This is a genomic window from Cystobacter fuscus DSM 2262 (genome assembly GCF_000335475.2).
GTDB lineage: Bacteria > Myxococcota > Myxococcia > Myxococcales > Myxococcaceae > Cystobacter > Cystobacter fuscus.
Genome location: NZ_ANAH02000006.1, coordinates 101,436 through 124,477, shown reverse-complemented (window position 1 = coordinate 124,477; position 23,042 = coordinate 101,436). Strand labels below are relative to the sequence as shown.

The 23,042-nt window shown below is 70.3% G+C and carries 22 protein-coding genes; 13 read left to right on the top strand and 9 right to left on the bottom strand.

Annotation, left to right across the window (positions count from 1 at the left end; all coding sequences use genetic code 11):
* Positions 1–23 precede the first annotated feature (23 nt).
* The gene (locus tag D187_RS10820) at positions 24–1,043 is read left to right on the top strand and encodes a nucleotidyltransferase family protein (RefSeq protein ID WP_002627015.1); all 1,020 of its coding nucleotides are present in this window, start codon (positions 24–26) and stop codon (positions 1,041–1,043) included.
* Positions 1,044–1,050: 7 nt separating this feature from the next.
* Here the strand turns inward: D187_RS10820 and D187_RS10815 are convergent, their stop codons facing one another.
* On the bottom strand, positions 1,051–1,815 hold the full coding sequence (locus D187_RS10815) for a Stp1/IreP family PP2C-type Ser/Thr phosphatase (RefSeq protein ID WP_002627016.1): 765 nt from the start codon (positions 1,813–1,815) through the stop codon (positions 1,051–1,053).
* Positions 1,816–1,929: 114 nt separating this feature from the next.
* A complete protein-coding gene (locus D187_RS10810; RefSeq protein ID WP_002627017.1) occupies positions 1,930–2,286 on the bottom strand; it encodes a DUF192 domain-containing protein in 357 nt (118 codons plus the stop codon).
* 18 nt (positions 2,287–2,304) lie between these two features.
* On the opposite strand from D187_RS10810, the gene D187_RS10805 reads away from it, so the two are divergent.
* From D187_RS10805 to D187_RS10775, 6 genes are all read left to right on the top strand, one after another.
* Positions 2,305–2,808, top strand: a complete 504-nt coding sequence (locus tag D187_RS10805; protein ID WP_002627018.1) for a tRNA (cytidine(34)-2'-O)-methyltransferase — start codon at positions 2,305–2,307, stop codon at positions 2,806–2,808.
* 33 nt (positions 2,809–2,841) lie between these two features.
* Positions 2,842–6,930 carry a J domain-containing protein gene (locus D187_RS56995; RefSeq protein WP_020917954.1) on the top strand — a complete coding sequence of 1,363 codons (4,089 nt, stop codon included), beginning with the start codon at positions 2,842–2,844 and terminating at the stop codon, positions 6,928–6,930.
* Positions 6,931–7,124: 194 nt separating this feature from the next.
* Positions 7,125–9,752 (top strand): response regulator, encoded by a 2,628-nt coding sequence (locus tag D187_RS10790; protein ID WP_043429283.1) that lies wholly within the window; start codon positions 7,125–7,127, stop codon positions 9,750–9,752.
* Positions 9,753–9,785: 33 nt separating this feature from the next.
* Complete coding sequence (gene tsaD / locus D187_RS10785) at positions 9,786–10,784, top strand: tRNA (adenosine(37)-N6)-threonylcarbamoyltransferase complex transferase subunit TsaD (RefSeq protein ID WP_020917953.1); 999 nt, start codon at positions 9,786–9,788, stop codon at positions 10,782–10,784.
* Between the two features lie 13 nt (positions 10,785–10,797).
* A complete protein-coding gene (rsmA, locus tag D187_RS10780; protein WP_002625040.1) occupies positions 10,798–11,640 on the top strand; it encodes a 16S rRNA (adenine(1518)-N(6)/adenine(1519)-N(6))-dimethyltransferase RsmA in 843 nt (280 codons plus the stop codon).
* Positions 11,640–12,038 carry a hypothetical protein gene (locus D187_RS10775; RefSeq protein ID WP_043429280.1) on the top strand — a complete coding sequence of 133 codons (399 nt, stop codon included), beginning with the start codon at positions 11,640–11,642 and terminating at the stop codon, positions 12,036–12,038. The genes rsmA and D187_RS10775 overlap by 1 nt, the downstream gene beginning before the upstream one ends.
* 16 nt (positions 12,039–12,054) lie before the next feature.
* Here D187_RS10775 and D187_RS10770 read toward each other — a convergent pair whose 3' ends face one another.
* Positions 12,055–12,321 carry a hypothetical protein gene (locus tag D187_RS10770; RefSeq protein ID WP_002625037.1) on the bottom strand — a complete coding sequence of 89 codons (267 nt, stop codon included), beginning with the start codon at positions 12,319–12,321 and terminating at the stop codon, positions 12,055–12,057.
* Between the two features lie 214 nt (positions 12,322–12,535).
* Here D187_RS10770 and D187_RS10765 point away from each other — a divergent pair, with 214 nt between their 5' ends.
* The 5 genes from D187_RS10765 (at position 12,536) to D187_RS10745 (ending at position 16,157) form a co-directional block, all read left to right on the top strand.
* Entirely contained in the window at positions 12,536–13,159 is a 624-nt protein-coding gene (locus D187_RS10765) for a deoxynucleoside kinase (protein ID WP_002625034.1), read from the top strand.
* Positions 13,160–13,325: 166 nt separating this feature from the next.
* Positions 13,326–14,231 (top strand): 3-methyl-2-oxobutanoate hydroxymethyltransferase, encoded by a 906-nt coding sequence (panB, locus tag D187_RS10760; RefSeq protein ID WP_002625033.1) that lies wholly within the window; start codon positions 13,326–13,328, stop codon positions 14,229–14,231.
* Positions 14,232–14,234: 3 nt separating this feature from the next.
* Positions 14,235–15,089 carry a pantoate--beta-alanine ligase gene (gene panC, locus D187_RS10755; RefSeq protein WP_002625031.1) on the top strand — a complete coding sequence of 285 codons (855 nt, stop codon included), beginning with the start codon at positions 14,235–14,237 and terminating at the stop codon, positions 15,087–15,089.
* 14 nt (positions 15,090–15,103) lie between these two features.
* A complete protein-coding gene (gene smpB / locus D187_RS10750; protein WP_002625028.1) occupies positions 15,104–15,601 on the top strand; it encodes an SsrA-binding protein SmpB in 498 nt (165 codons plus the stop codon).
* Between the two features lie 28 nt (positions 15,602–15,629).
* Entirely contained in the window at positions 15,630–16,157 is a 528-nt protein-coding gene (locus tag D187_RS10745; RefSeq protein ID WP_002625026.1) for a ClpXP protease specificity-enhancing factor SspB, read from the top strand.
* Between the two features lie 25 nt (positions 16,158–16,182).
* Here D187_RS10745 and D187_RS10740 read toward each other — a convergent pair whose 3' ends face one another.
* The 6 genes from D187_RS10740 to D187_RS10715 all read right to left on the bottom strand — a co-directional run bounded on the left by D187_RS10740 (position 16,183) and on the right by D187_RS10715 (position 22,289).
* Positions 16,183–17,904: a serine/threonine-protein kinase gene (locus tag D187_RS10740; RefSeq protein WP_002625024.1), complete on the bottom strand. Its 1,722-nt coding sequence runs from the start codon at positions 17,902–17,904 to the stop codon at positions 16,183–16,185.
* Between the two features lie 21 nt (positions 17,905–17,925).
* Positions 17,926–18,264 (bottom strand): DUF971 domain-containing protein, encoded by a 339-nt coding sequence (locus tag D187_RS10735; protein WP_002625022.1) that lies wholly within the window; start codon positions 18,262–18,264, stop codon positions 17,926–17,928.
* A gap of 85 nt (positions 18,265–18,349) precedes the next feature.
* Positions 18,350–20,050, bottom strand: coding sequence for an HD domain-containing phosphohydrolase (locus tag D187_RS10730; protein ID WP_002625020.1), 1,701 nt, complete (start codon positions 20,048–20,050; stop codon positions 18,350–18,352).
* Positions 20,051–20,068: 18 nt separating this feature from the next.
* A complete protein-coding gene (locus D187_RS10725; RefSeq protein WP_002625018.1) occupies positions 20,069–20,944 on the bottom strand; it encodes a LysM peptidoglycan-binding domain-containing protein in 876 nt (291 codons plus the stop codon).
* Positions 20,941–21,390 (bottom strand): FecR domain-containing protein, encoded by a 450-nt coding sequence (locus D187_RS10720; protein ID WP_155893316.1) that lies wholly within the window; start codon positions 21,388–21,390, stop codon positions 20,941–20,943. The genes D187_RS10725 and D187_RS10720 overlap by 4 nt, the downstream gene beginning before the upstream one ends.
* A gap of 95 nt (positions 21,391–21,485) precedes the next feature.
* Positions 21,486–22,289 (bottom strand): carbon-nitrogen hydrolase family protein, encoded by an 804-nt coding sequence (locus D187_RS10715; RefSeq protein ID WP_002625014.1) that lies wholly within the window; start codon positions 22,287–22,289, stop codon positions 21,486–21,488.
* 218 nt (positions 22,290–22,507) lie between these two features.
* Here D187_RS10715 and rimP point away from each other — a divergent pair, with 218 nt between their 5' ends.
* A complete protein-coding gene (gene rimP, locus D187_RS10710; RefSeq protein ID WP_002625012.1) occupies positions 22,508–22,990 on the top strand; it encodes a ribosome maturation factor RimP in 483 nt (160 codons plus the stop codon).
* The last annotated feature ends 52 nt before the right edge of the window (positions 22,991–23,042 follow it).

Sequence of the window (23,042 nt, the reverse complement as noted above, 5' to 3'; positions counted from 1 at the left end):
GACCAAGGAAAGAGGGGCCGCACATGAAGGCGATGATTCTCTGCGCGGGGCTGGGCACGCGCCTGCGTCCGTTCACCGAGCGCTGGCCCAAGCCGGCCCTGCCGTTCCTCGGTCAGCCCCTCTTCCGCTATCACCTGGCGGTGCTGCGCGGCGCGGGCGTGCGGGAGGTGGGCATCAACACCCACCACCTGCCGGACGTCATGGCGGCCACCGCCCGCGCCGAGTGCGAGCGCGCGGGGCTCACGCTGCACGTGGTGCACGAGCCCGTCATCCAGGGCACCGGCGGCGGCATCCGCGGCCTGAGGGACTTCCTCGCGGGCGAGGACTTCCTCGTCTTCAACGGCGACATCCTCTTCCCGGTGGACCTGCGCCCGGTGGTCCAGGCGCACCGGGCGTCGGGCGCGGCGGCGACGATGGTGCTTTTGCCCATGCCGGAGAACGAGAAGTACGCCTCGGTGGACGTGGATGGGCGGGGCCAGGTGCGGCGCATCGCGGGCTTCGGGCCCGGAGGCGAGGGGCTCACGCCCTGGCACTTCACGGGCGTGCACGTGATGTCCCCGCGCGTCTTCGACTTCATGACGCCCGAGGGGCCCGAGGACATCAACCGCGACGTCTACGTGCGGATGATGGAGGCGGGCGTGCCCGTCCGGGGCGAGGGCGTGCGCGCGTACTGGTCGGACCTGGGCACGCCGTCGCGCTACCTGGCCACCGTGCGCGACGTGCTCTCCGGACAGGTGTCCCTGGAGGGGCTGGGCGGGGACTCTCCCTTCGCCCTGGCGCCCAGGGGGCCGGACAACGCCTGGGCCCACGCCTCGGCCCGGGTGGAGGGGCAGGTGGTGGGACCGGCGCACTTCGACGCGGGGTGCACGGTGGCGCGGGGCGCGCACGTGGGCGCCTGCGTGTCCGTGGGCGCCGGTGTCCGGGTGGGGGAGGGCGCCCGGTTGGAGCGCGCCGCCATCCTGGAGGGCACCGAGGTGGCGCCCGGAGAGTCGCTCGTGGAAGTCGTCGCCTGGGGCGCCTACCGCGTGGCGGCGCCGCTCTAGCGGCCCGTCAGTTGGCGTGGAAGCGCGCGAGCACGCACGTGACGTTGTCCGTGCCGCCCGCCGCGTTCGCCAGGTCGATGAGCTGCGAGCACGCCTTCTCCAGCTCGTCCGTGCGCGCCAGCAGCTCCTGGATCTCCGGATCCGTCACCATGCCGGACAGCCCGTCCGAGCACAGCAGGAAGATGTCGTCCTGCTGCGGCTCCACCTTCGTCACGTCCACCTGCACCAGCTCCTTCATGCCGAGCGCCCGGACGATGACGTTCTTGTGGGGGAAGTTCTCGATCTCCTCGGGCGTGAGCTTCTTGGCCTTGAGGTAGTCGTTGAGCAGCGAGTGGTCCTCGGTGAGCTGCCTGAGCACGCCCTGCCGGAAGAAGTACACCCGGCTGTCGCCCACGTGCCCCACGTAGGCCGAGTCCTTGGTGAAGTGCACCGAGACGATCGTCGTCCCCATGCCCTTGTACTTCGTCTCGTGGCTGGCCTTCTCGTAGATGCTCTTGTTGGCCAGCTTGATGCCCGTGGCCAGCCGGTTCTCGTCGTAGTTGCGCGCCTTGTCCATCTTGAAGGGCCAGGTGGCGTCCTGATCCTTCGCCGTCATCCGGAAGAACTCGGCCAGCTCGTCCACCGCGATCTTCGAGGCGATCTCCCCCGAGGAGTGTCCGCCCATGCCGTCGGCGACGCAGCACAGGTTCTCCTCCGGCAGGATGAGGTAGTTGTCCTCGTTGTGGTTGCGCTTCATCCCGACGTGGGTGTGGCCAGCGACCTCAATGCGCATGCTCGGGAATTCTCCAGCGTGTCCAGGGGGGACGTGGACGGGGGGAGCAGGTTAACAAAGCGTCCCGAGGAGGGTCAAAACCCAAGCGCTCCGGTCGCGCGACCCCCTGGCGGCTCACGGGACGGGCTCGAACACCAGCCGGTCCCCCTCCCGGGTCCCACTGGCCTGAAGCGTCCCCGCGGGCAGCTCCAGCACCGATTTCGCCTGGAAGTACACAGACGTCGCCCGCCAGGGCGGCAGGGCCACGAACTGCTTGACGATCACCCCGTCCGGGTCGAGGAAGGCCACGTCGATGGGAATGCGCATGAAGAAGGTATGGATGGAGTTGCACGGCACAATGTGCATCCCCTCGCCCAGCGCCAGCGAGCGCCGCCCCATCAGCCCCACGAAGCGGTCCCGGAAGCTCGTGGCCCGCTCGGCGCGATCCGCCAACAGGCGGTCTCGTGTCACATTGTTCACTCTCAGGCGCATGTCGCGCTTTCTACTCCAATGCTCCAGCCCCTGGCGCGCCCCTTCCACCTCGTCCTCGTCTCCCCGCAGATTCCCCCCAACACCGGCAACATCGCCCGGCTGTGTGCCGTCACCGGCTGCCGCCTCATCCTCGTGGAGCCCCTGGGCTTCTCCATCGACGACCGGCACCTCAAGCGCGCCGGGCTCGACTACTGGGACAAGGTCTTCCTCAAGCTCTACCCGGACTACGGCGCCTATCTGGCCGAGTGGCCCTCGGCCAGGCGATGGCTCTTCTCCGCCCGCGCCGCTACATCCCTGTACGCCGCGCGCCTCGAGGAGGGAGATCACCTCGTCTTCGGCTCGGAGACGCAGGGCCTGCCCCCCGAGGTGATGACCGGGGGCTCGGGAACGGCCGTCACCCTGCCCATGCTGCCCGAGCGCCGCAGCCTGAACCTGTCCACCGCCGTGGGCATCGCCGCCTACGAGGCCCTGCGCCAGGTGGGCTTCGGCCTCCCGGGCGGGCGGGCGGACACGCCAAGTTGAGAGGAGGGGCGGAGCGACTACACTGAGGCCCGCATGTCCGCTTCGCAGGTCGTTGAAACCCTCTACTCCGCCCACAAGTCCCGCGCCACCGGCCGCCTCACGCTGAGCGCTGGCGGCCGGCAGTCGCTGCTGTTCCTCCAGGGAGGTGACCTGGTGGGGACCCGGCTCGGCTTCGGCTTCCAGACCCCGGTGCAGGCGCTGGTGCAGGCCGGCCGCATCCACGCCGGACTGTTGGATGCGCTCTGGGCCCGGGAGAGCGCGGGGTCTCCGGACGAGGATCTGCTGGAGGAGTTGGGGCTGGAGCCGGGCAAGGTGGCCGAGCAGCAGGTGCTCGCCGAGGTGCGGCGCCTGAGTCAGCTCGCCGAGCATGCCGCCTTCGAGGAGGACGGGATCGAGCCGATGTTCCGCCCCATCGCGGGCGCGCGCGTCGTGCGTGCCGCGCTGGAGCCCGTCGAGGGCGAGCCCTCCGCGCCACGCATGTTCCGCTGCGCGGATGCGGCGGCCTGCGCTCCCTGGGTATCGGGCGAGGACGAGATGGCGTTTCTCTCGTCGCTGGTGGACTTCACGCGGCTGGAGGGGCTGACGCTCGGCTCACGGACGCTGCTTCATGTGCTGGAGCGCGAGGGCCTCGTCGAGTCCTTGTCCGTCGAGGACTGGATGGCGCGCGAGAACGCGCGTCGGGAGGAAGAGGCGCGGCTGGCCGAAGAGGTACGGCTGGCGGAAGAGGCACGGCAGGCGGAAGCCGCGAGACTGGCGGAAGAGGCGCGGCAGGCGGAAGAGGCGCGACTGGCCGAAGAGGCGCGACTCGCGGAAGAGGCTCGGCTGGCTGAAGCGGCGCGGCGGGCGGAAGAGGCACGGCTGGCCGAAGCCGCGCGACTGGCGGAAGAGGCACGGCTGGCCGAAGCCGCGCGACTCGCGGAAGAGGCTCGGCTGGCTGAAGAGGCGCGGCGGGCGGAAGCCGCGCGACTGGCTGAAGAGGCGCGGCAGGCGGAAGCCGCGCGACTGGCTGAAGCGGCGCGGTTGGCTGAAGCGGCGCGGCGGGCAGAAGAGGCACGGCTAGCGGAAGAGGCGCGACTGGCCGAAGAGGCGCGACTGGCCGAAGAGGCTCGGCTGGAGGAAGCCGAGCGACTGGCTGAGGAGGCGCGGCAGGCCGAAGAGGCGCGACTGGCTGAAGCCGCGCGACTCGCGGAAGCCGCGCGACTGGCCGAAGAGGCACGGCTGGCCGAAGCCGTGCGATTCGCGGAAGAGGCGCGGCAGGCGGAAGCCGCGCGACTGGCTGAAGAGGTACGGCTGGCCGAAGCCGCGCGACTCGCCGAAGAGGCCCGGTTGGCTGAAGAGGCGCGACTGGTCGAAGAGGCCCAGTTTGCCGAAGCCGCGCGACTGGCCGAAGAGGCACGGCAGGCGGAAGCCGTGCGACTGGCCGAAGAAGCCCGGCTGGCCGAAGAGGCTCGACTGGCTGAAGAGGTCCAGTTGGCTGAAGAGGCCCGACTGGCTGAAGAGGCCCGGTTTGCCGAAGCCGTGCGACTGGCCGAAGAGGCACGGTTGGCTGAAGAGGCCCGGCTAGCGGAAGAGGCACGGCAGGCGGAAGCCGCGCGACTCGCGGAAGAGGCTCGGCTGGCCGAAGAAGCCCGGTTGGCTGAAGAGGCTCGGCAGGCGGAAGCCGCGCGACTCGCGGAAGAGGCCCGGTTGGCCGAAGAGGCTCGGCAGGCGGAAGCCGCGCGACTCGCGGAAGAGGCCCGGTTGGCCGAAGAGGCGCGGCTGGCCGAAGAGGCTCATTTGGCCGAAGCGGCGCGACAGGCGGAAGCCGCGCGACTCGCGGAAGAGGCCCGGCTGGCCGAAGAGGCCCGGTTTGCTGAAGCCGTGCGACTGGCCGAAGAGGCCCGGTTGGCCGAAGAGGCGCGGCTGGCCGAAGAGGCTCGTTTGGCCGAAGAGGCTCGGCAGGCGGAAGCCGCGCGACTCGCGGAAGAGGCCCGGTTGGCCGAAGAGGCGCGGTTCGCTGACGCCGTGCGACTGGCCGAAGAGGCCCGGCAGGCCGAGGCCGCGCGACTGGCCGAAGAGGCTCGGTTGGCCGAAGAGACCCGGCAGGCCGAAGCCGCACGGCAGGCCGAGGAGTCCTGGCGTCGAGCGGAGGAGTGGGCGCGCCTCGCGGAGACCGCTCGGGTCGCGGAGGCGCGGGCTCCTGTCGAAGTCTCGCAGTTGTCGGACGTGGCTCAGCTCGCCGAATTGGCCCAGCTGGCGGACGGGGAGTTTTTCTTCACCGCGGCCCCGGCCACTCCTGAAGTGCCCGAGTCCAGTCCGGGCCCGCAGCTCGAGGTGTCGCTCGCCGACATCGCTCCCTCGTCCGAGGGCTGGTTCAATGCCTTCCCGGATGCGGCCGTGCCTCCCCCCGAGGAGAACATCGCCGTGGACTTCGCGCTCCCGGTGGCCGCGGAACTGCCCGGACACGAAGACACGGAGGGGCTCCGCCTGGCGCGTGAGCAGGCCGATGCCGCGCGGATGCAGGACATGCAGGAGGCGCTGCGTCGGACGGGGAGCACTCCTCCCGAGGACTGGCTCATCGAGGAGCCCGTTCCCACCCCCGAGGAGCGGGTCGCGGCGTTCGTGCCCACCACCGCGGAAACCGTCACGGAGCCTGTTCCCCCATCGCCCACGCTCGCGGCACCCGTCCCGGAAGAATCCTGGGACATGCTCACCGCCACCGACTGGTCCGAGCCCCTCGTCTCTCCGCTTCCCCTGGCCGTTGCGCCCCGGCCCGTCGCTCCTCGTGGTGACGTCCCGCCAGGGATGCGGCCGCCCTCCGCTGGCGCGCGCCCGTTCACGGCTCCCGTTCCGCCGGGCATGCGTTCGCCCTCGGCTGGCGCCCCTTCGCCCGCTCCTCGTCCACCCGCTCCGGAATCGTCCGTTCCTCCGAACCTGTCCACGCGGGGTCTCCCTCCCACTGCTCCTCCTCCCGCTCCCCAGGGCAGCCAGGCCCCGCGCCCCATGCTCGAGGATCCTCAATGGGGCGGCATGAGGTTCGGCAAGTCTCAGCCGGGCGAGGCGCCGGGAGACATCAGCGCTTCGTTCGAGGCCGCGCTGCAGCAGGTCGACGGTCAACTGGAGTCGTTCGTTCAGGTCGAGGTGCCCGCGGTGGCCGTCGTCGCCGCCCCGCCTCCCGCCGAGCCGGTCTCCCAGCCCGTGGTCGCTTCGCCCGCCGCCGTGCCGCTGATCGATGAGGCCGACTCGCTCGCGGAATGGGTCGATCTGCCCTTCGAGAACGAGGCGGACACTGGAGCCCGTCCGGTGTCTCCGCCAGTGTCCGCGCCGCCAGCGCCCACGCCCGCGTCGCCAGTGCCTACGTCTGCTCCGTCAGTGCCCGCGCCCGCCGCCGCGGCGTCCGCACAGGGCAACGACGAGGAGCAGCAGCTCGCCCAGCTCATCGAGAAGCGCTACGCCGACGTGCAGTCCAAGCAGGATTACTTCTCCCTGTTGGGACTCGCCATCGGCCCGGACGTCAAGCGCGAGCAGGTGAAGTCGGCCTTCGTCGCGCTCGCCAAGCGCTTCCACCCGGATCGTCTGCCGCCCTCGCTCTCCGCGCTCGCGCCGCGCATGACCATCGTCTACGAGTCCATCCGCGAGGCCTATGACGTTCTCTACGACGACGCGAAGCGCGCGACCTATCTCCAGGAGCTGCGCTCCAAGGGGTCGTTCCAACCGCCGCCGCAACGCGCCTCCGGGGAAGATCCCAACGAGCTCTTCAAGGCGGGGGAGATCTTCTTCCGCAAGCGCGACTTCGTGGCGGCGGCGGACCATTTCGACCGCGCCTTCCAGGCCGAGCCCCGCGCGGTGTACCTGGCTGCCCGAGGCTGGGCCATCTACATGGACCCCCAGCGCAAGACCGAGGTCACCCGCGCCAAGCAGATGATGGCCGAGGCGCTGAAGATGGATCCGCGCTGCGACCGGGCCCACTACCAGCTCGGGGTGATCGCCCGGGTCGAGGGCGACATGGAGCGCGCCGAACGGCACTTCCGCGAGGCCATCCGTGCGAGTCCCAAGCATCTGGAGGCCAACCAGGAGCTGCGGCTCATCGAGATGCGCAAGAAGAATCCGCCTCCCCCCAAGAAGGGCGGCCTCTTCCGCTGAGCCGCGCGCCGGGAGGGCTCGCCGCGTCCGGGTCCCCGGTGTCCGGCCTCGCCGGGCACGTGCTCGACCTCCTGGATGCTCGGCGAGTTCCCTCTCCCACGACCATTGACAGCCCTGGAGAGCGGGCCCGATCATCCCGCCTTCTCGGCGCCGGCCTTCCCTGGTAGGCCGTCCGCAGCGAAAGGCAATCGAACGTGGCCAAGCAGCACCTGCTCCTGGTCGATAGTGACCCGAAGAGTCTCCGTGTCATGGAGGTCAGCCTGAAGAAGGCCGGCTTCTCCGTCACGACCGCTGTTCACGGCAAGGACGCGCTCGAGAAGGTGCAGATCAGCACGCCAGACCTGGTGCTGTCCGACACGAAGATGCCCGAGATGGACGGTCTGGAGCTGTGCCGGACGCTCAAATCCGAGGAGCGCTACAAGCACATTCCCTTCGTCTTCCTCACCAACCAGAAGGCGGTCGAGGCCAAGGTGAAGGGCCTGGAGATGGGGGCGGACGACTATCTGACCAAGCCCATCTACATCAAGGAGATCGTCACCCGCGTGACGATGATCCTCCAGAAGGCGGACAAGGAGCGCATCGAGCGGCGCGAGACCACCAAGGGTGGGTTCGCGGGCAACCTGGTCGACATGGGCGTCGTGGACCTGGTGCAGACGTTCGAGATCGGCCGCAAGACGGGCACCATCTCCATCAAGGGTGATCGCGTCGCCACCATCTACTTCAAGGAAGGCCGCGTCATCGACGCGGAGATGGGCCGGCTCAAGGGCGAGAACGCCTTCTACCGGCTGCTCAACGCCACCGAGGGCGAGTTCGAGGTGCAGTTCTCCGCGTTGGATCGCTCCGAGCGCATCGAGGTCTCCACCCAGGGCCTGCTCATGGAGGGCATGCGCCGGCTGGACGAGTGGGGCCGCATGCTCGAGCAGCTGCCGCCCCTGGAGACGGTGTTCGAGATCGACTACCACCAGCTGGCCGACCGGCTCTCGGAGATCCCGGACGAGGTCAACGGGCTTTTGCGCCTCTTCGATGGCAAGCGCACCCTGAGCCGCGTGGTGGAGGACTCGGACTTCGACGACCTGGCGGCGCTGGGCATCATCAGCAAGCTGTACTTCGAGGGCCTCATCCGCGAGCTGGGCAGTGTCTCGCAGGAGCCCGTGCAGAGCGGCAAGCCGGGCATCGAGGAGTGGCTGCACAACGCGCCCGCGCCCAGCGCTCCCGTCGAGCCGGCGCCGGCTCCGGCTCCCGTGCCCGAGGCCCCCGCGCTCATGGTGGAGGCGCCCGTCACCGCGGCCCCCGTGGTCCCGCCGGCCCCCGAGGTGCGTGCCTCGACCGCGCCGCGCACCGAGGCGGAGGCTCCCCCGCGGCTCGCCAACGTGGTCGTCTTCGAGTCCCGGCGTCGCTCGCCCACCGCTCCCGAGGCGGACTTCATCGCGCCCCCGCGCACCGCCGAGGGCTCCTCGTTCCTCGTGGATCCCGCCCCCGCGCACCGCGCCAAGGAGCAGGCGCAGCGCAGCCTGCTGCTCGATTGGAACCGGGTGGATGAGGATGGCCTCGGCTCCACGGGGAAATGGGGTCCGGGCTGGTCCCCGGCTCCGCGCGCTTCCGCTCCCGCTCCCTCCGCCGGGTCCACGGCCGCGTCCGCGGCTTCCATGTCGTTCGGCGAGCTGTCTTCGCCCATGTCCCGGGCTCCCATCTTCGGAGGGGCCGCGGTGGAGCCCAATCCGCTGCCCGTGGTGCCTCCTCCCGAGCCCGCGGGTCCGGCGGAGGAAGTCACCCTGGTGTCGAGCGCGGTGATCGAGCCGGCCGCGCCGCCGGTGTCCGAGCCGCTGGTGCCTTCCGAGGCGCCCATGCCCGTGCTGGAGGCCCAGCCGGAGCCCATGCCCGAGCCGATGCCGATGCCCGTGCTGGAGCCGGAGCCCCTGCCCGTGCTGGAGCCGGAGCCCCTGCCCACACTGGAGGCTCAGTTGGAGTCCCTGCCCGCGCCCGTGGTGGTGGCCCGGCCGGAGCCGATGCCCGAGCCCAGGCCCGAGCCGAAGCAGGAAGCCCGGCCGGAGCCCAGGCCCGAGCCGAAGCAGGAGGCCCGGCCGGAGCCCAGGCCCCGTCCGGTACCGTCGGAGCGCAAGCCGGAGGCGCCCGTCGCGCCAAAGCGGACGGGCCTCTTCATCGGCGTGGGGGTCGCGGCGATCGCCCTGGCCGCCGCGGTGGTGGTGATGACCCAATCGGGTGGCGCGAGCACGCCTCCGCCCGCGCCGGTGCCGAGCACCGTGCCCGCCTCCACGGCGACCGCTCCCAAGACGCCTCCTCCGCCCGAGCCCAAGCGGCCCGAGCCCAAGCAGCCGGAGGCCCAGGCCCCCGCCCAGCCGGAGACGCCCCCCACCCAGGCCGCCGCGGCGGACGGCACGCCTCCGGTGGAGGACACCAAGGCGCCGGTTCCGGGGAAGGCCGCGACGGATCCCGAGGCCGAGTACGCCGAGCTGACGCGCCAGGCGCGCAAGTCCCTGGCCAGCGAGCGCTACCAGGCCGCGGCCCGGAGCTACCGTCAGATGCTCGAGCTCAAGCCGGACTCCAACGAGGCCCGGGCGGGACTGGGCATCGCGCTCGTGCGCGGCGAGACGGGCAAGTACCGCGAGGCCATCGAGTTGCTGGAGGTCGTGACGAAGGAGCAGCCCCGCAACGCCAGCGCCTGGCTGTTCCTCGGCGTGGCTCGCGAGCAATCCCGGCAGAACAAGAAGGCAATCGAGGCCTACAAGCGCTATCTCACCCTGGAACCCTCCGGGAAGTACGCTCCGGACGCGCGGGCCTCCCTCAAGGTGCTCGGCCAGTAGGCGCGACGGCGGGCTCCTGGTAGAGAGGTGCCCTTGCTCGTACTCGGACTCGAAACCTCCTGTGATGAAACCGCCGCCGCCCTCGTCGAGGACGGCCGGCGGGTGCTCTCCGACGTCGTCTCCACCCAGGTGGACATCCACCGGCGCTGGGGTGGGGTGGTGCCGGAGCTCGCCAGCCGCAACCACGTGATGCAGGTCATGCCCGTGCTGCACGAGGCGCTGACGCGCGCGGGCAAGACGCTCGACGACGTGGACCTCATCGCCGTCACCTCGGGCCCGGGCCTCATCGGCGCCCTCCTGGTGGGCGTGCAGGTGGCCAAGTCGCTGAGCCTCGCCACCGGCAAGCCCTTCGTGGGCGCCAACCACCTCGAGGGTCACCTGCTCGCCATCCGGCTGCTGGAGGACGCCCCGGAGCCGCCCTTCCTCGGGCTCGTGGTGTCCGGAGGGCACACCAGCCTCTACGAGGTGCGCGACTATGGCCACTACCGGCTGGTGGGCAGCACCCGCGACGACGCCGCGGGCGAGGCCTATGACAAGACGGCGCGCATCCTCGGCCTGCCCTATCCAGGGGGCCTGCCCATCGATCAGCTCGCCCAGAAGGGCAACCCGGAGGCCATCCGGTTTCCCCGCGCGCTGCCCGGCGCGGAGAACTTCGACTGGTCCTTCTCCGGGTTGAAGACGGCGGTGCTGCACCACGTGAAGAAGCACGGCCTGCCCGAGGGCCAGGCCCTGGCGGACCTGTGTGCTTCCTTCCAGGAGGCGGTGGCGGACGCGTTGAGCCGGAAGTTCGTCGCCGCGGCGCGTCGGCTCGGGCTCCAGCGCCTGGTGGTGTGTGGCGGTGTGGCGGCCAACTCGCGCCTGCGCTCGCTCTGCCTGGAGCGCGCCCAGGAGCGCAACTTGAAGCTCTTTCTTCCCCCGGTGCGGTTGTGCACGGACAATGGGGCGATGATCGCCGTGGCGGGCTACGAGGCCTGGAGGCGGGGACTGAGGGGTGACTTCAGTCTGTCCGCGGATCCCGCCTGGCGCATGTGAAGGGAAGGATCTCGTGCAGACACCTCGTGAAATCCTCCAGCGCCATGGCCTGAGGGCCAAGCACAGCTGGGGGCAGAACTTCCTGGGAGATCCGGACGTGCTGGAGGCCATCGCCGACGCGCTGGAGTTGCGCGAGGGCGAGCCCGTGGTGGAGCTGGGTCCGGGCCTGGGCCACCTCACGCGCTTCCTGGCCGCCACGCGCGCGGCCGTGACGGTGGTGGAGAAGGACCGCGACATGATCGCGGTGCTGGAGAAGGAGGCCATCCCCGGGGTGCGCGTGGTGGATGGCAACGCGGCCACGGTGGACTTCGCCGAGGTGGCGGGTGCTCCCGAGGTGAAGGTCGCGGGCAATCTGCCCTACCACCTGACGAGCTCCATCCTCTTCCAGGTGCTCGAGCAGCGCGAGCACGTGACGCGCGCCGTCTTCACCCTGCAGAAGGAAGTGGTGGACCGGCTGTCGGCGGAGCCGGGCGGGCGGGAGTACGGGCTGCTCACCGCCATCCTCGGCCTCTACTTCAGCGCGGAGAACCTCTTCGACATCGAGGCCGAGCGCTTCCATCCGCCGCCCAAGGTGGACTCGGCGGTGCTGCGGCTCATCCGCCGCCCCGAGCCCCTGGCGCCGGTGGTGGATGGCGCGCGCTTCATCCGCGTGGTGAAGGCGGGCTTCGCCCAGCGCCGCAAGACGCTCATCAACTCGCTCAAGTCCGACAAGTCGCTGGGCACGCACGAGCAGCTCCTCGCGGCCCTGGCGACGGCGGGCATCGATTCCACGCGGCGCGCGGAGACGCTCTCGTCCGTGGAGTTCGCCGCCCTCGAGCGCGCGCTGGGGCCCGTGGAGGAGGAGCGCGGCGCGTGATGAAGCCCCTGCCCGTGGAGACCCTGGAGCCCATCCTCCACCGCTTCGGCGTGGTGTACGCGGTGTTCGCGTGCGTGGAGGGACAGGTGCTCCTGCGGTGGGGAGACCCGGCACCCATTCCCGTGGTCGACGAGGACGTCTTCGTGGGCGCCACGCGGGACATGGCCCGGGTGTACCGCTCGTTGGATAGGATGCTGCTGCCGCAGATGGACGTGCAGGGCGAGCACCTCGGCATCCGCTCCAAGGTGGGGGAGCGGGTGGTGTACGCGCTCTTCTTCGAGACGCGGCGCTTCGAGGCGGCTTCACCCGTGGAGCGGCTCCGCACCGAGTACTCGTTCTGCAAGTCCCTGAGCAACGCCGTGGACATCGTCCTCCAGGGCTGGCTGGCCGCGCACTGAGCGGGCCCGGGGGCGCTCAAGGGCCGCCGAACACCTTGGCCAGCTCGCCCTGCTGCGCGAGCCAGGCGCGGAACTCCCCCTCGGACAGCCGCATGCGCGCGAGCACGCCGCGGAGGATCTCCTCTGGAGAACTCTCGCGCTGGCGCTTGAGCTCCAGGGCCATCTTGAGCAGGGCCACCCCGTAGAGGGGATCCGGCGGAGGGGGAGGCTCGGTCGTTCCGGTGGCCGGGGCCGGGGAGGGCTCCAGCTCGGTGATCGTCCTCGCTCGCTGACGTCGGCTCATCGCTCCAGATCCTCGCGTGTCCCGCTCGCTTCCGCGCGTGGGCATCCCTGGTAGTGGACGCCTCTTTGGCCGTCAAGCCCGGCGTGCTCGCGAGGCGCGCGAACATTGCCCGCTCGCGGCTCCCGTGCTCTTATCCGCGCCCCGCCGTGGGCCGTGGCCGTGGGGCCGCGCTTCCGGGCGGAGTTCCAGCGAAGTTCGGGAGGTCTCGAAGCGGATGGACAACCGCTACATCGTGGTCGAGGGGCCCATCGGCGTCGGCAAGACGAGTCTCTCCGACATCCTCGCCGGGCGCTTCGGCGCGCGGCGCACCTTCGAGATCGTCGAGGAGAATCCCTTCCTCGCCAATTTCTACTCGGACCGGCAGAAGTACGCCTTCCAGACGCAGATCTTCTTCCTGCTCTCGCGCTTCAAGCAGCAGCAGGAGCTGTTCCAGACGGACCTGTTCCAGTCGGTGACGGTCAGCGACTACCTGTTCGCCAAGGATCGCATCTTCGCGTGCCTGACGCTGGACTCGCACGAGCTGGCCCTCTACGAGCGCGTCTTCGAGGCGCTCGCGCCGCGGGTGACCCGGCCCGACCTGGTCATCTACCTGAAGGCCCGTCTGGACGTGCTGCTCCACCGCATCAAGAAGCGGGGCCGCGAGTTCGAGCGCCAGTTCGACGCGGGCTATCTGGAGGAGCTCGTCCACGCCTACAACGACTTCTTCTCCCGCTACACGGAGACCCCGCTGTTGGTGGTAGACACGTCGGACATCGACTTCGTCCACGACGAAGGTGACCTGCAGGGTCTGCTGGCGTCCATCGACCGGGCGCAGGTGTCCCCGGGCAGACGCGCCTGAGCGGCGCCCGTTCGCCCGCCCGGTCTCAAAGAGAGACCCCACGGCGAGCCCAAGGGCGTTAGAGTGTTCCTCGGTGGCCGTCCAAGGCGATCCCCCTCGGGGGACGGTGAAGGACGTCCATGCTCGCACCGCAGGAACCCTACCCCTCACCATTAGGAGGTGAACCGTGAAGGACAAGGTCACCATCCACACGCTGAAGCGCCAGAAGCAGGCCGGACAGAAGATCTGCATGGTCACGGCCTACGATGCCACCTTCGCCCGGCTGTTCGACGAGGCCGGAGCCGACGTTCTGCTCATCGGGGACTCGCTGGGCATGGTCGTCCAGGGTCACGACTCCACCCTGCCGGTCACCATGGATCAGATGGTGTACCACTCGGCCATGGTCGCTCGGGGCACGAAGCGGGCGCTGGTGGTGGGCGACATGCCCTTCATGAGCTACCAGGTGTCGGTGCAGGAGGCGGTGCGCAACGCGGGCCGCCTGGTGTCCGAGGGCAACGTGGGCGGAGTGAAGCTCGAGGGGGGCGCGGAGTTCGCCGACGTCGTGTCGGCCATCGTGCGCGCCAGCATCCCTGTCATGGGGCACCTGGGTCTCACGCCGCAGTCGGTGCACAAGATGGGCGGCTACGTGGTGCAGGGCCGCGACGAGGACGCCGCGCGCAAGATGGTGGACGATGCCCTCGCGCTGGAGCGCGCCGGGTGCTTCTCGCTGGTGCTCGAGGGCGTGCCGCTGGATCTGGCGCGGCAGATCACCCAGAAGCTCACCATCCCCACCATCGGCATCGGCGCCGGCAAGCACTGCGATGGCCAGGTGCTCGTCTGTTACGACCTGTTGGGAATGAATCCGGACTTCAAGCCCAAGTTCGTCAAGCGCTTCACCAACCTGCACGGCTCCATCACCGAGGCGGCGGGCGCCTACTTCTCCGAAGTGCGCTCGGGCAACTTCCCGGACGAGGAGCACTCCTTCAAGGGCAAGCAGCCCGTGCGGCTGATGCCCACGCAGCCGGCCGTCTCGGACGCGCTGCCCACCGAGGTGGCTGACAAGGTGGGTCCCATCTACGGAGCTCCGGTCTAGCCCATGGCCCCGCTCGTCCTTCGCACCGTCGCCGAGACCGCCGCCTGGGTGGAGTCGCTTCGCCGCTCGGGCCGGAGCCTGGCCCTGGTGCCCACCATGGGCTACCTGCACGACGGCCACCTGTCATTGATGCGCGAGGGACGCCGCCGGGCCGACGTCGTCGCCGCCTCCATCTTCGTCAACCCCACCCAGTTCGGTCCCAACGAGGACCTGTCACGCTACCCGCGCGACCTGGAGGGAGACCTGACCAAGTGCGCCAGTGCCGGCGCGGAGGCGGTGTTCACCCCCGAGCCGGCGGAGATGTACCCGCCCGGCTTCCAGACGTCGGTGACGGTGGGGGAGGTGAGCCAGGGCCTGTGCGGTGCGCGCCGGCCCGGCCACTTCCAGGGCGTGGCCACGGTGGTGACGAAGCTCTTGTGCCTCTTCAAGCCCCGGGTGGCCCTCTTCGGCGAGAAGGACTACCAGCAGCTCCAGGTCATCCGCGCCCTCGAGCGCGATCTGTGCCTGGGGGTGGAGATCGTCGGCATGCCCACCGTGCGTGAGCCGGACGGGCTCGCCATGAGTTCGCGCAATGCCTACCTGTCGCCGGAGGAGCGTCACCGGGCGCTCGCCCTGTCGCGGGGAATGGCGGCCGCCCAGGCGCTCCACCAGCGGGGCACTCGCGAGGCCGCGGCGCTCGTCGACGTGGTGCGCCGTGAACTGGCGGCGGCGGGGTTGCGCGAGGATTATGTGGAGCTGGTGGATGCCACGTCGTTGAAGCCGCTGTCCGCCGTGACGCCGGGGCAGCCCGCGAGGATGATCATCGCGGCCTTCGCCGGGAAGACCCGGCTCATCGACAACCAGCCCATCGGCGGCTAGAGGGACACGCGCGAATGTCGGGTGCGAAGGGTAAGGGCGGCGGGAAGAGCGGGACGGGTGAGCCCGGCATCAGGGTCATCACGGAGAACCGCAAGGCGCGCGCCACCTACTCCGTGGACGAGAAGCTGGAGGCGGGCCTGTTGCTCACCGGCAGCGAGGTGAAGGCGCTGCGGGCCGGCACGGTCAATCTGTCGGACGCGTACGCGCTGCCCAAGGGCGACGAGCTCTACCTGCTCAACGCCCACATCGGCACCTACAACCCGTCCAGCTTCTTCTCCCACGAGCCCCTGCGGGGCCGGAAGTTGCTGCTGCACCGCGAGCAGCTCGACCGCTGGATGGCGAAGGTGCGCGAGCGCGGCTATTCCATCATCCCGTTGCTCATGTATTTCAAGCAGGGCCGGGCCAAGGTGGAGCTCGGGCTGTGCCGCGGGAAGACCCACGAAGACAGACGGCAGGACATCAAGGAACGGGAGACGAAGCGGGAGATGGACCGGGCGATGCGCCGTCGCTGAGACGCCCCCCCTCCCGCCGGCGACGGCGATGGACAATAAGGTTCCCGAGAAGAAGGCGCGGTTGCTCGCCGCGCTCGACAGGGGGATGGTGATGATCCACCTGGACGCGCGCCGTCCGGGGGTGCTCGTCCCCCACTCGCTGCGCAGTGAGTCCCACCTGCGCCTCAACCTCTCCTACCGGTTCGATCCGCCGGATCTGACGGTGGGGGAGTGGGGCGTGCGCTGCACGCTGAGCTTCTCGGGGAGCCGCTTCAAGGTGGCCGTGCCCTGGTCCTCGCTCTTCGCCGTCACCAGCCACGTGACGAAGGAGTCCTGGGCGTACCCGGACGACATGCCGGCCGAGCTGCTCCAACAGTCGATGGTGACGTCCAAGGTGCCCGAGGGCATGCCGGAGCCGGCGAGTCCGCCCCCGGCGCCCATGGAGCGTCCCCGGGCCGTGCTGCGCGAGGTGCTGCCTCCGCCAGAGTCCGAGGCGCCGCTGCCGCCCTCCGAGGCCGAGGGCCCCAAGGACGAGCCGCCCGAGCCCCGGCGGGGCCACCTGCGTCTGGTGAAGTGAGCGGTGGGCCCCGGGCCCGCCGCCCTCAGCGCTTGAGCTGGACGTCGAGCGACACCGGCTGGTTTCCCGTGAAGGTGCCCTTCCAGGGCTTGTAGCCCTTGAGGGTGAGCCGCACGGGGATGTCCTGCTCGGGGTAGATGTTGTCGATGAACAGGGGCGTGGTGCCCACCACCTTGCCGTCCACGCTCACCGTGGCGCCCGAGGGGGTGCTCTGGATGGAGAGGATGGCGGTGTGGGGCGCGACGCCCAGGGAGGCGCGCAGCCGCGCGAGCAGGGGCCCCGCGTGGGGCCATGCCACCCAGAGCGCTCCGCCGACGGCTCCCAGCACGAGCAGCGTCGTCAGCAGGGAGCGCAGGCGCCGGCGCCAGGGGCCGCGCATGTCGACCGGCACATAGGTGTTTTGGGGCCGGGGAGCCCGTTCGGCGAGCCGCGGGAGTTCGGCCTGGGCGGCTCGTGGCCCGCCGAGCTCCAGCGGGGAGAACTCCGCCGGCTCCGGTGTCCGGGAGGGGGACGCGAGCTCGAGCGGTGTGTCGTCCCGGCCGAGGGGGGAGATGACGGGGGACTGGGTCTGGCCGCACCGCGAGCACCGGGCTCCGTCCGCGGGAAGAGGGGCATGGCAATGAGCGCAGCGCGAGGCGAGTGGGGGGGTGGACTCGGGCTCGGTCCGGACGACCTGTCCACTCGTGCTGAGCGCGGGGCCACCTGGCACCTCATCCCAGTCCTCCTCGGGCGGGAGCTCGGAGTTGGGAGTTTTCATGGCGTTGGGGGAAAGGGTGAGGTGCGGAAGGGTGTGGGTCTGCGCATGGGGCTGCTCGGCGGGCTCTTCCCGTTCGAGCAGCGTGGGGGGCGGGTGGAGCTGGGCGATGAAGCCGGCCAGGGCGTGCGAACTGGCGGGCTCGCCGCTCTGGGCGAGGTAGCGCGACAGGGCCTCGGCCATGTCCTCGGGCCGGGGGAAGCGCTGGGCGGGGGCACGGGCCAGGGCGCGCAAAATCACCGCGTGCAAGGCGGGGGGAACCTCCGCAAGGGGCGCGGGCTCCTGCTGGATGATGGCCAGGGCGAGCGCCATGGAATCCGCCGACTCACCCGGCTCGAAGGGGTGGCGTCCGGAGAGCAGCTCATGGAGCACGATGCCGAGCGCGAATTGATCGCTCGCGGCGGTGGCGGGCCCGCCCTGGAGCACCTCGGGCGCGGAGTAGGGCAGCTTGCCCTTGAAGGTGCCGGGCTGGGAGCCCACGGAGACGCCTTCGATGCGGGCGATGCCGAAGTCCGTCACCTTCACCTCGCCCTCGCGCGACACGAGGATGTTGGAGGGCGACACGTCGCGGTGGGCGGTGAGCACGGGGCGGCCCTCGTGCAGGCGGCGGTAGGCGTGCACGAGTCCGGCGAGCACCTGGGTGCCGATGAAGGCCACCAGGTGCGGGGGGAAGCGCTGGCCGTGGTGCAGGGCGTGGCGCAGCAGCACGCTCAGGTCCCAGCCCTCCACCAGCTCCATGACGAGGAAGAGGCCCTCGGCGCTGCTGCCCACGTCGTAGACGCTGGCGATGTTCTGGTGCTGCAGGTGCGTGGCGAGCCGCGCCTCGGCGAGGAACATCCGGGTGAGCGTGGGATCCCTGGCCAGGTGCGGCAGCATGCGCTTGATGGCCACGGGCTTCTCGAAGCCGCCCGCGCCCCGCGTCTTGCCGAGGAACAGCTCCGCCATGCCTCCCACGGCGAGCGGACGCACCAGCTGGTAGCGGGACTCTTTCACGGGGCGCGCCTCCGGAGAGCCTCAGCCTCGGGGCTGGGTGAGCTCGCGCAGCAGCTTCCAGGGGTAGATGCCGGTGGAGTGCCCGTCACTGAAGACGAAGCTGAGCGCGTAGTTGCCCACGGGCTGCACCTGGGTGATGCGCAGCGAGGCGGGCACCTGGGACGCGTCCAACGTGCGCTTGTTGGTCCACTCGTCCACGCACCCGGCGCACGGACATTGCTGGCGCAGGTGCTGCGCGCTCGTGTCCGTCTTCAGCCCGTCTTCCCAGAGCAGGCGCAGGTGGAGGCCGTCCGCGGACGCCTCCGCCTCGGTGGCGGACAGGGGGCGCTCGGCGGGCTTGATGCGATCCCAGAAGCTCAAGGCGATTCCTCTCTCGGGGCCAGGAGTCGGCCCGGGTGCTGCTTACCACCGGGAGTGGGGCGATGGGCGGCGGAAGGTGACGGCGTCACGACGCCAGCTTCACGGGCAGGCGGTGTCCTTCCACGCGCACGCCGCGCTTCTTGAGCACCCGGCGCAGCGCCTCCACCACGGAGGGATCCAACTGCCGGCCGCTCAGGTTGTCGAGGATCTCCATGGCCTTCTCCAGCGGCATGGCCTTCTGGTAGGGGCGGGTGGAGGTGCAGGCGTCGAAGGTGTCCGCGCACCCGACGATGCGCGCGAGCAGGGGGATGTCCTCGCCCTTGAGCCCGTCCGGGTAGCCGGTGCCGTCCCAGCGCTCGTGGTGGCTGCGCACGCACGCGCGCATGGGGCCCAGGAAGCTGATGGGCTTGATGATGGTGTCGCCGATGTCCGGGTGGCCGCGCATGATGGCCATTTCGTCGTCGGTGAGCCGCGACTGCTTGCAGAGGATGGACTCCACGATGCCAATCTTCCCGATGTCGTGGAGGATGCCGCCGAACTGCAACTGCTTGAGCTCGCGCTCGGACAGGCCCATCTCCCGGCCGATCTCCACCGCCACGTCGCCCACGCGCTGGCTGTGGCCGCGGGTGTACGAGTCCTTGGAGTCGATGGAGTTGGCCAGCGCGACGATCGTCTCCAGGTAGCCCTGCTCGAGGCTCTCGTAGAGGCCGCGGTTCTCGTGGTCGTACGCGAGCAGCTGCTTGCTCATGTAGTTGAACGTCCGGGCCAGGTCGCCCAGCTCGTTCTTCTGGGGCACGTTGACCTCGAGGCCGAACTTGCCCTGGGCCAGCCGCAGCGCGCCCTCGGTGAAGCCCTTGAGGGGGCGGGTGACGCCGCGCGAGAAGAAGGCGGCGAGCCCCAGGGCCACCAGCGTGGCGGCGAGCACGGTGAGCAGCAGCCGCCGCTCCATCGTCTCCACCTGCTTGTAGGCGAGCGCCACCGGCTGCTCGGAGATGATGGCCCAGTTGGGATCGGCCAGCGTGCCGTAGGCGGCCACCACGGCGTCCGAGCCCTCGCCGAAGTTGCCCACGTGGAGGATGTCCGTGTCCTGCGTGCGCGACACGTCCTGGAGGAGGTAGGCCACCACGGGCCGCTTGGAGGCATCCTGGTGGGCCACGAGCCCGCCACCGCCGGCGATGACCAGGCCCCGGGCATCGGTGAGGTAGACGAAGCCGGTGCTGCCCACGCGCTCCTGGGCGAGCATGGTCTGCAGCTCCCCGAGCGATACGTCCGCGGCGATGTAGCCCTGGATGGGCTCGCCCACGGAGATGGCGAACGTCACCACCGCCTCGCCATCGCTGCGCCCCACCACGTCCGCGTAGCGCAGGCCGTTGAGCCCCTCGAGCAGCTCCATGGCGCGGGCCTCGTGCTCGGCGAGCGACGTGGGGGGCACGTCATTGACGGCGAAGGCCTGCAGGCCCGGCAGCCGCCGGCCATCCAGTCCCAGCACGGTGATGGCCTGGATCTCCCGGCGCTGGTTGAGCACCGAGCGCAGGTAGGTCTGCTGCTGCTCCAGGGGGAGGGAGAAGAACCGGGGCACGCGCGCCATGCCCATCACCGCGCGCGTGGGCTCGGCCAGGAAGGTCTCCGCCTTGAGCTTGAGCTGCTTGACGCGCTCCTGGGCCATCTCCTGGGCGTCGCGCACCAGCAGCTCGCGCGTGTCGGACACGGACAGCAGGCCCACCATCACCGTGGGCACCAGGCTGGCCACCAGCATCAACAGCAGGAGCGTCTTGAAGAGCCGCATGGGGGATGGGCCTCGCTGCTACTTCCACTTCGAGGACTGCACCTTGACGCGCAGGCGCTTGGCGGGGACCTCCGCCACCTCGAAGCCCCGCTCGGTCGAGGCCTCGGAGCGCGAGTCGCGCGTGAGCGCGCGCACGCTCCAGCGGTAGGTGCCCGCGGCGAGCGGCACCTGGAGCCGGGGCTGCGAGGCGGGCATCACCCGGCGCTCGCCCTGCGCGGGCACCAGCTCCACCTCGTAGCTCTCGGCGCCCTGCACCGCCTGCCAGGAGATGACGACGGGCTCCAGGCCGTTCTTGACGGGCTTGACGCTCAGCCGCTGATTGTCCTGGGGCTGGGTGGGGCGGGGCACGCCCAGCGCCAGCCGCGGCGCCTGGCCCTTCTCCACCTGGACACTGGCCCCGTCCTCGATGACCCGGGTGGTGCCGCCGCCCTCCACGGACACCCGGCCGGACACGGCCTTCACCACGGTGTCGCCCCGCTCGTTCACCACCACGCTCAGCCGGGTGGGCTGGGCGGGGCGCTCGGCGAGCCGCTTCCAGGCGTCGTCGGCCGTCTGGGCGGCCTCCACGTAGCGCGCGCTGTGGAAGTGGGACTCGGCCTCCTTGAGCTTGGCCAGGGCCTCGTCGTGCTGGGGCGACTTGGGATCGGCCTGCGCCACCGAGTTGCGCGCCGATTCCAGCGCCATCTGCGCCTTCTCCCGATCGGCCCCCGGCAGCTTCAGCTTCGTGCCGGGCACGAGCGTGTCGCCCTGCAACTTGTTGAGCGCCTTGAGCTCACTGGCTCCGTCGCGGTGGCCCAGGGTCCGCTCGGCCACCTGGTCCAGCGACTCGCCGGCGCGAACCTCGACCTCGCCGGGCGCGAGGGACAGCAACGCCATCAGAAGGTAGAGCCTCATTGGAACACGATGTCCCTTCCGGCCCGGACCGTGGCCGCGGGGGTGGTGACGGAGAGTGACTGGCGCGAGGAGTCCTCCAGCTCGGCGTCGACCCGTCCGCGCAAGACCGTCAGGTCCGTGCGCTCCTGACCGGGGCGGGGCCGCGTCTCCGCGATGCCGATCAACGCGTCCTCGCCCAGGTTCACCACGCTGCCCTGCTCGAAGACGACCTGCACTCCAGCTCCCGCCACGGTGCGCACCTTGTCATTCTCGAAGAGCGCCATGCCTTCCTGGGCGGGGAGCCATTCGTCTCCGGCCGCGCGTTTGACCTTCACGTCCCCGTGCAGCCCCTTGAGTTGGGCGCGGCGCACCGGGGGCGGTACGGCCGGCACATGCACTGGCGCGACGGGCTTCTCATCGGCGGGGCAGGCCACGCCGAGGGCCGAGAGGGCGAGGACGAACATCATTGAATACCAGCGGTTGTTCACGGGGGGTCCAGCCCCCAGTGTACCGGGGAATGCAACCGGCACCCAGGGGGGCCTGCTCCAACCGCCTGGTTGCTTCATTCCAGTCGACGGTGTTGCAGGCAAGGCAGATTTCGCCGGACGCGCGCGAGCAGTTCGGTATCCATCGCCGCCACGGCGAGCCCCTCGCCCTCGGAGGCCCGGGCCGTCACCAGGCCCCAGGGGTCCACCACCATGGCGTGGCCCCAGGTGACGCGCTGGGGCGAGTGCCGCCCGCCCTGGGCCGGGGCGAAGAGGTAGCACTGGTTCTCGATGGCGCGCGCGCGCAGCAACACCTCCCAGTGGTCCTTGCCCGTCATCAGCGTGAAGGCCGCCGGCACGGCCAGCAGCGTGGCCCCTCCCGCGGCCAGGCGCCGGTAGAGCTCGGGAAAGCGCAGGTCGTAGCAGATGGACAGTCCCAGCCGTCCCACCTCCGTGTCCGCCACCACCACCTCGGTGCCGGGGGCCACCGCCGCGGACTCGCGGTAGGGCGTGCCATCTCCCACGTCCACGTCGAACAGGTGGATCTTCCGGTACACCGCCAGGCGCGCGCCATCCGGCCCGAAGACGACCGTGGTGTTGTAGAGTCGACCCCCCGGCGCCCCCTGCTCGAGGATGGAGCCCGCCAGGAGTGTCACCTTGCGCTCGCGCGCCACCTCCGCCATCCGCGAGAGCGTGGGGCCCTCGAGCGTCTCGGCGGCGGCGGCGCGCTCGGCCTCCGGGCCCATCCAGCTGAAGTTCTCCGGCAGCCCCACGAGGCGGGCTCCCAGGTCGGCTGCCCGCCGGACGAGCCGGAGGGCCGAGTCGAGGTTGTGGGTCTTGTCCGAGGTGGACACCATCTGGGCGGCGGCGATGAGGTGCATGGGACCGTTATAATCGCCTCCTTGTCGCGGAAACCCCGGGAATCCTTGTGCCCGGGGGGAGTGTTTTGCTGACGGAGCAAGGGGTGCGTCTTCCTTTACACCCCGAGGTGGCGTGTGCTAGGGACGCCGCCGACATTTTTCGACGCAGTTCCTCGAAAAGTGGGCCGTCCGTGCCCGCTTTTCGTGTTTTTGGGAGTCCGGAGTTTTCGAAGCGGCCTATGGCGGAGAACATCAAGCAGACGGTGGAGGCGAGGGCACAATCGGTGCTCGAGCCCATCGTTGCGGGCGAGGGGCTGGAGCTCCTCGAGGTGGAGTTCGTCCGCGAGCACGAGGGCTGGGTCCTGCGCCTGTTCATCGACAAGCCCGGTGGGCGGGTGGGCCTGGATGAGTGTTCGCAGGTGTCGCGGGCGGTGGACACGGTGTTGGACGTGGAGGACATGGTTCCCCACGAGTACAACCTCGAGGTGTCCAGCCCGGGCGTGAACCGTCCCCTGAAGAAGCCCCAGCATTACGAGCGGGTGAAGGGCCAGCGGGTGAAGGTGAAGACCTTCGGGCCCATCGGGGAGCCGCCACGCAAGAACTTCACCGGCACGCTCACCGAGGTGGCGGCCGACGCCATCAGCGTGGACGTGGAAGGAGCGGGCAGCTTCCGCATCCCCTTCAAGGACATTGCCAAGGCCAATCTGGAGTTCGAGTTCTAGCAGTCCACATACAGGGGGCGCCCTCGCGCGGGCGCGCCCGTGGAACCTTTGG

Excerpts from the sequence above, each read along its gene's own strand:
- D187_RS10815 (WP_002627016.1), bottom strand. The coding sequence starts at position 1,815 with ATGCGCATTGAGGTCGCTGGCCACACCCACGTCGGGATGAAGCGCAAC.
- D187_RS10810 (WP_002627017.1), bottom strand. The coding sequence starts at position 2,286 with ATGCGCCTGAGAGTGAACAATGTGACACGAGACCGCCTGTTGGCGGAT.
- D187_RS56995 (WP_020917954.1), top strand. The coding sequence starts at position 2,842 with ATGTCCGCTTCGCAGGTCGTTGAAACCCTCTACTCCGCCCACAAGTCC.
- D187_RS10805 (WP_002627018.1), top strand. The coding sequence starts at position 2,305 with ATGCTCCAGCCCCTGGCGCGCCCCTTCCACCTCGTCCTCGTCTCCCCG.
- D187_RS10770 (WP_002625037.1), bottom strand. The coding sequence starts at position 12,321 with ATGAGCCGACGTCAGCGAGCGAGGACGATCACCGAGCTGGAGCCCTCC.
- D187_RS10765 (WP_002625034.1), top strand. The coding sequence starts at position 12,536 with ATGGACAACCGCTACATCGTGGTCGAGGGGCCCATCGGCGTCGGCAAG.
- D187_RS10725 (WP_002625018.1), bottom strand. The coding sequence starts at position 20,944 with ATGAGGCTCTACCTTCTGATGGCGTTGCTGTCCCTCGCGCCCGGCGAG.
- D187_RS10715 (WP_002625014.1), bottom strand. The coding sequence starts at position 22,289 with ATGCACCTCATCGCCGCCGCCCAGATGGTGTCCACCTCGGACAAGACC.
- panC (WP_002625031.1), top strand. The coding sequence starts at position 14,235 with ATGGCCCCGCTCGTCCTTCGCACCGTCGCCGAGACCGCCGCCTGGGTG.
- D187_RS10730 (WP_002625020.1), bottom strand. The coding sequence starts at position 20,050 with ATGCGGCTCTTCAAGACGCTCCTGCTGTTGATGCTGGTGGCCAGCCTG.
- D187_RS10745 (WP_002625026.1), top strand. The coding sequence starts at position 15,630 with ATGGACAATAAGGTTCCCGAGAAGAAGGCGCGGTTGCTCGCCGCGCTC.
- D187_RS10775 (WP_043429280.1), top strand. The coding sequence starts at position 11,640 with ATGAAGCCCCTGCCCGTGGAGACCCTGGAGCCCATCCTCCACCGCTTC.
- rimP (WP_002625012.1), top strand. The coding sequence starts at position 22,508 with ATGGCGGAGAACATCAAGCAGACGGTGGAGGCGAGGGCACAATCGGTG.
- D187_RS10820 (WP_002627015.1), top strand. The coding sequence starts at position 24 with ATGAAGGCGATGATTCTCTGCGCGGGGCTGGGCACGCGCCTGCGTCCG.
- smpB (WP_002625028.1), top strand. The coding sequence starts at position 15,104 with ATGTCGGGTGCGAAGGGTAAGGGCGGCGGGAAGAGCGGGACGGGTGAG.
- D187_RS10720 (WP_155893316.1), bottom strand. The coding sequence starts at position 21,390 with ATGATGTTCGTCCTCGCCCTCTCGGCCCTCGGCGTGGCCTGCCCCGCC.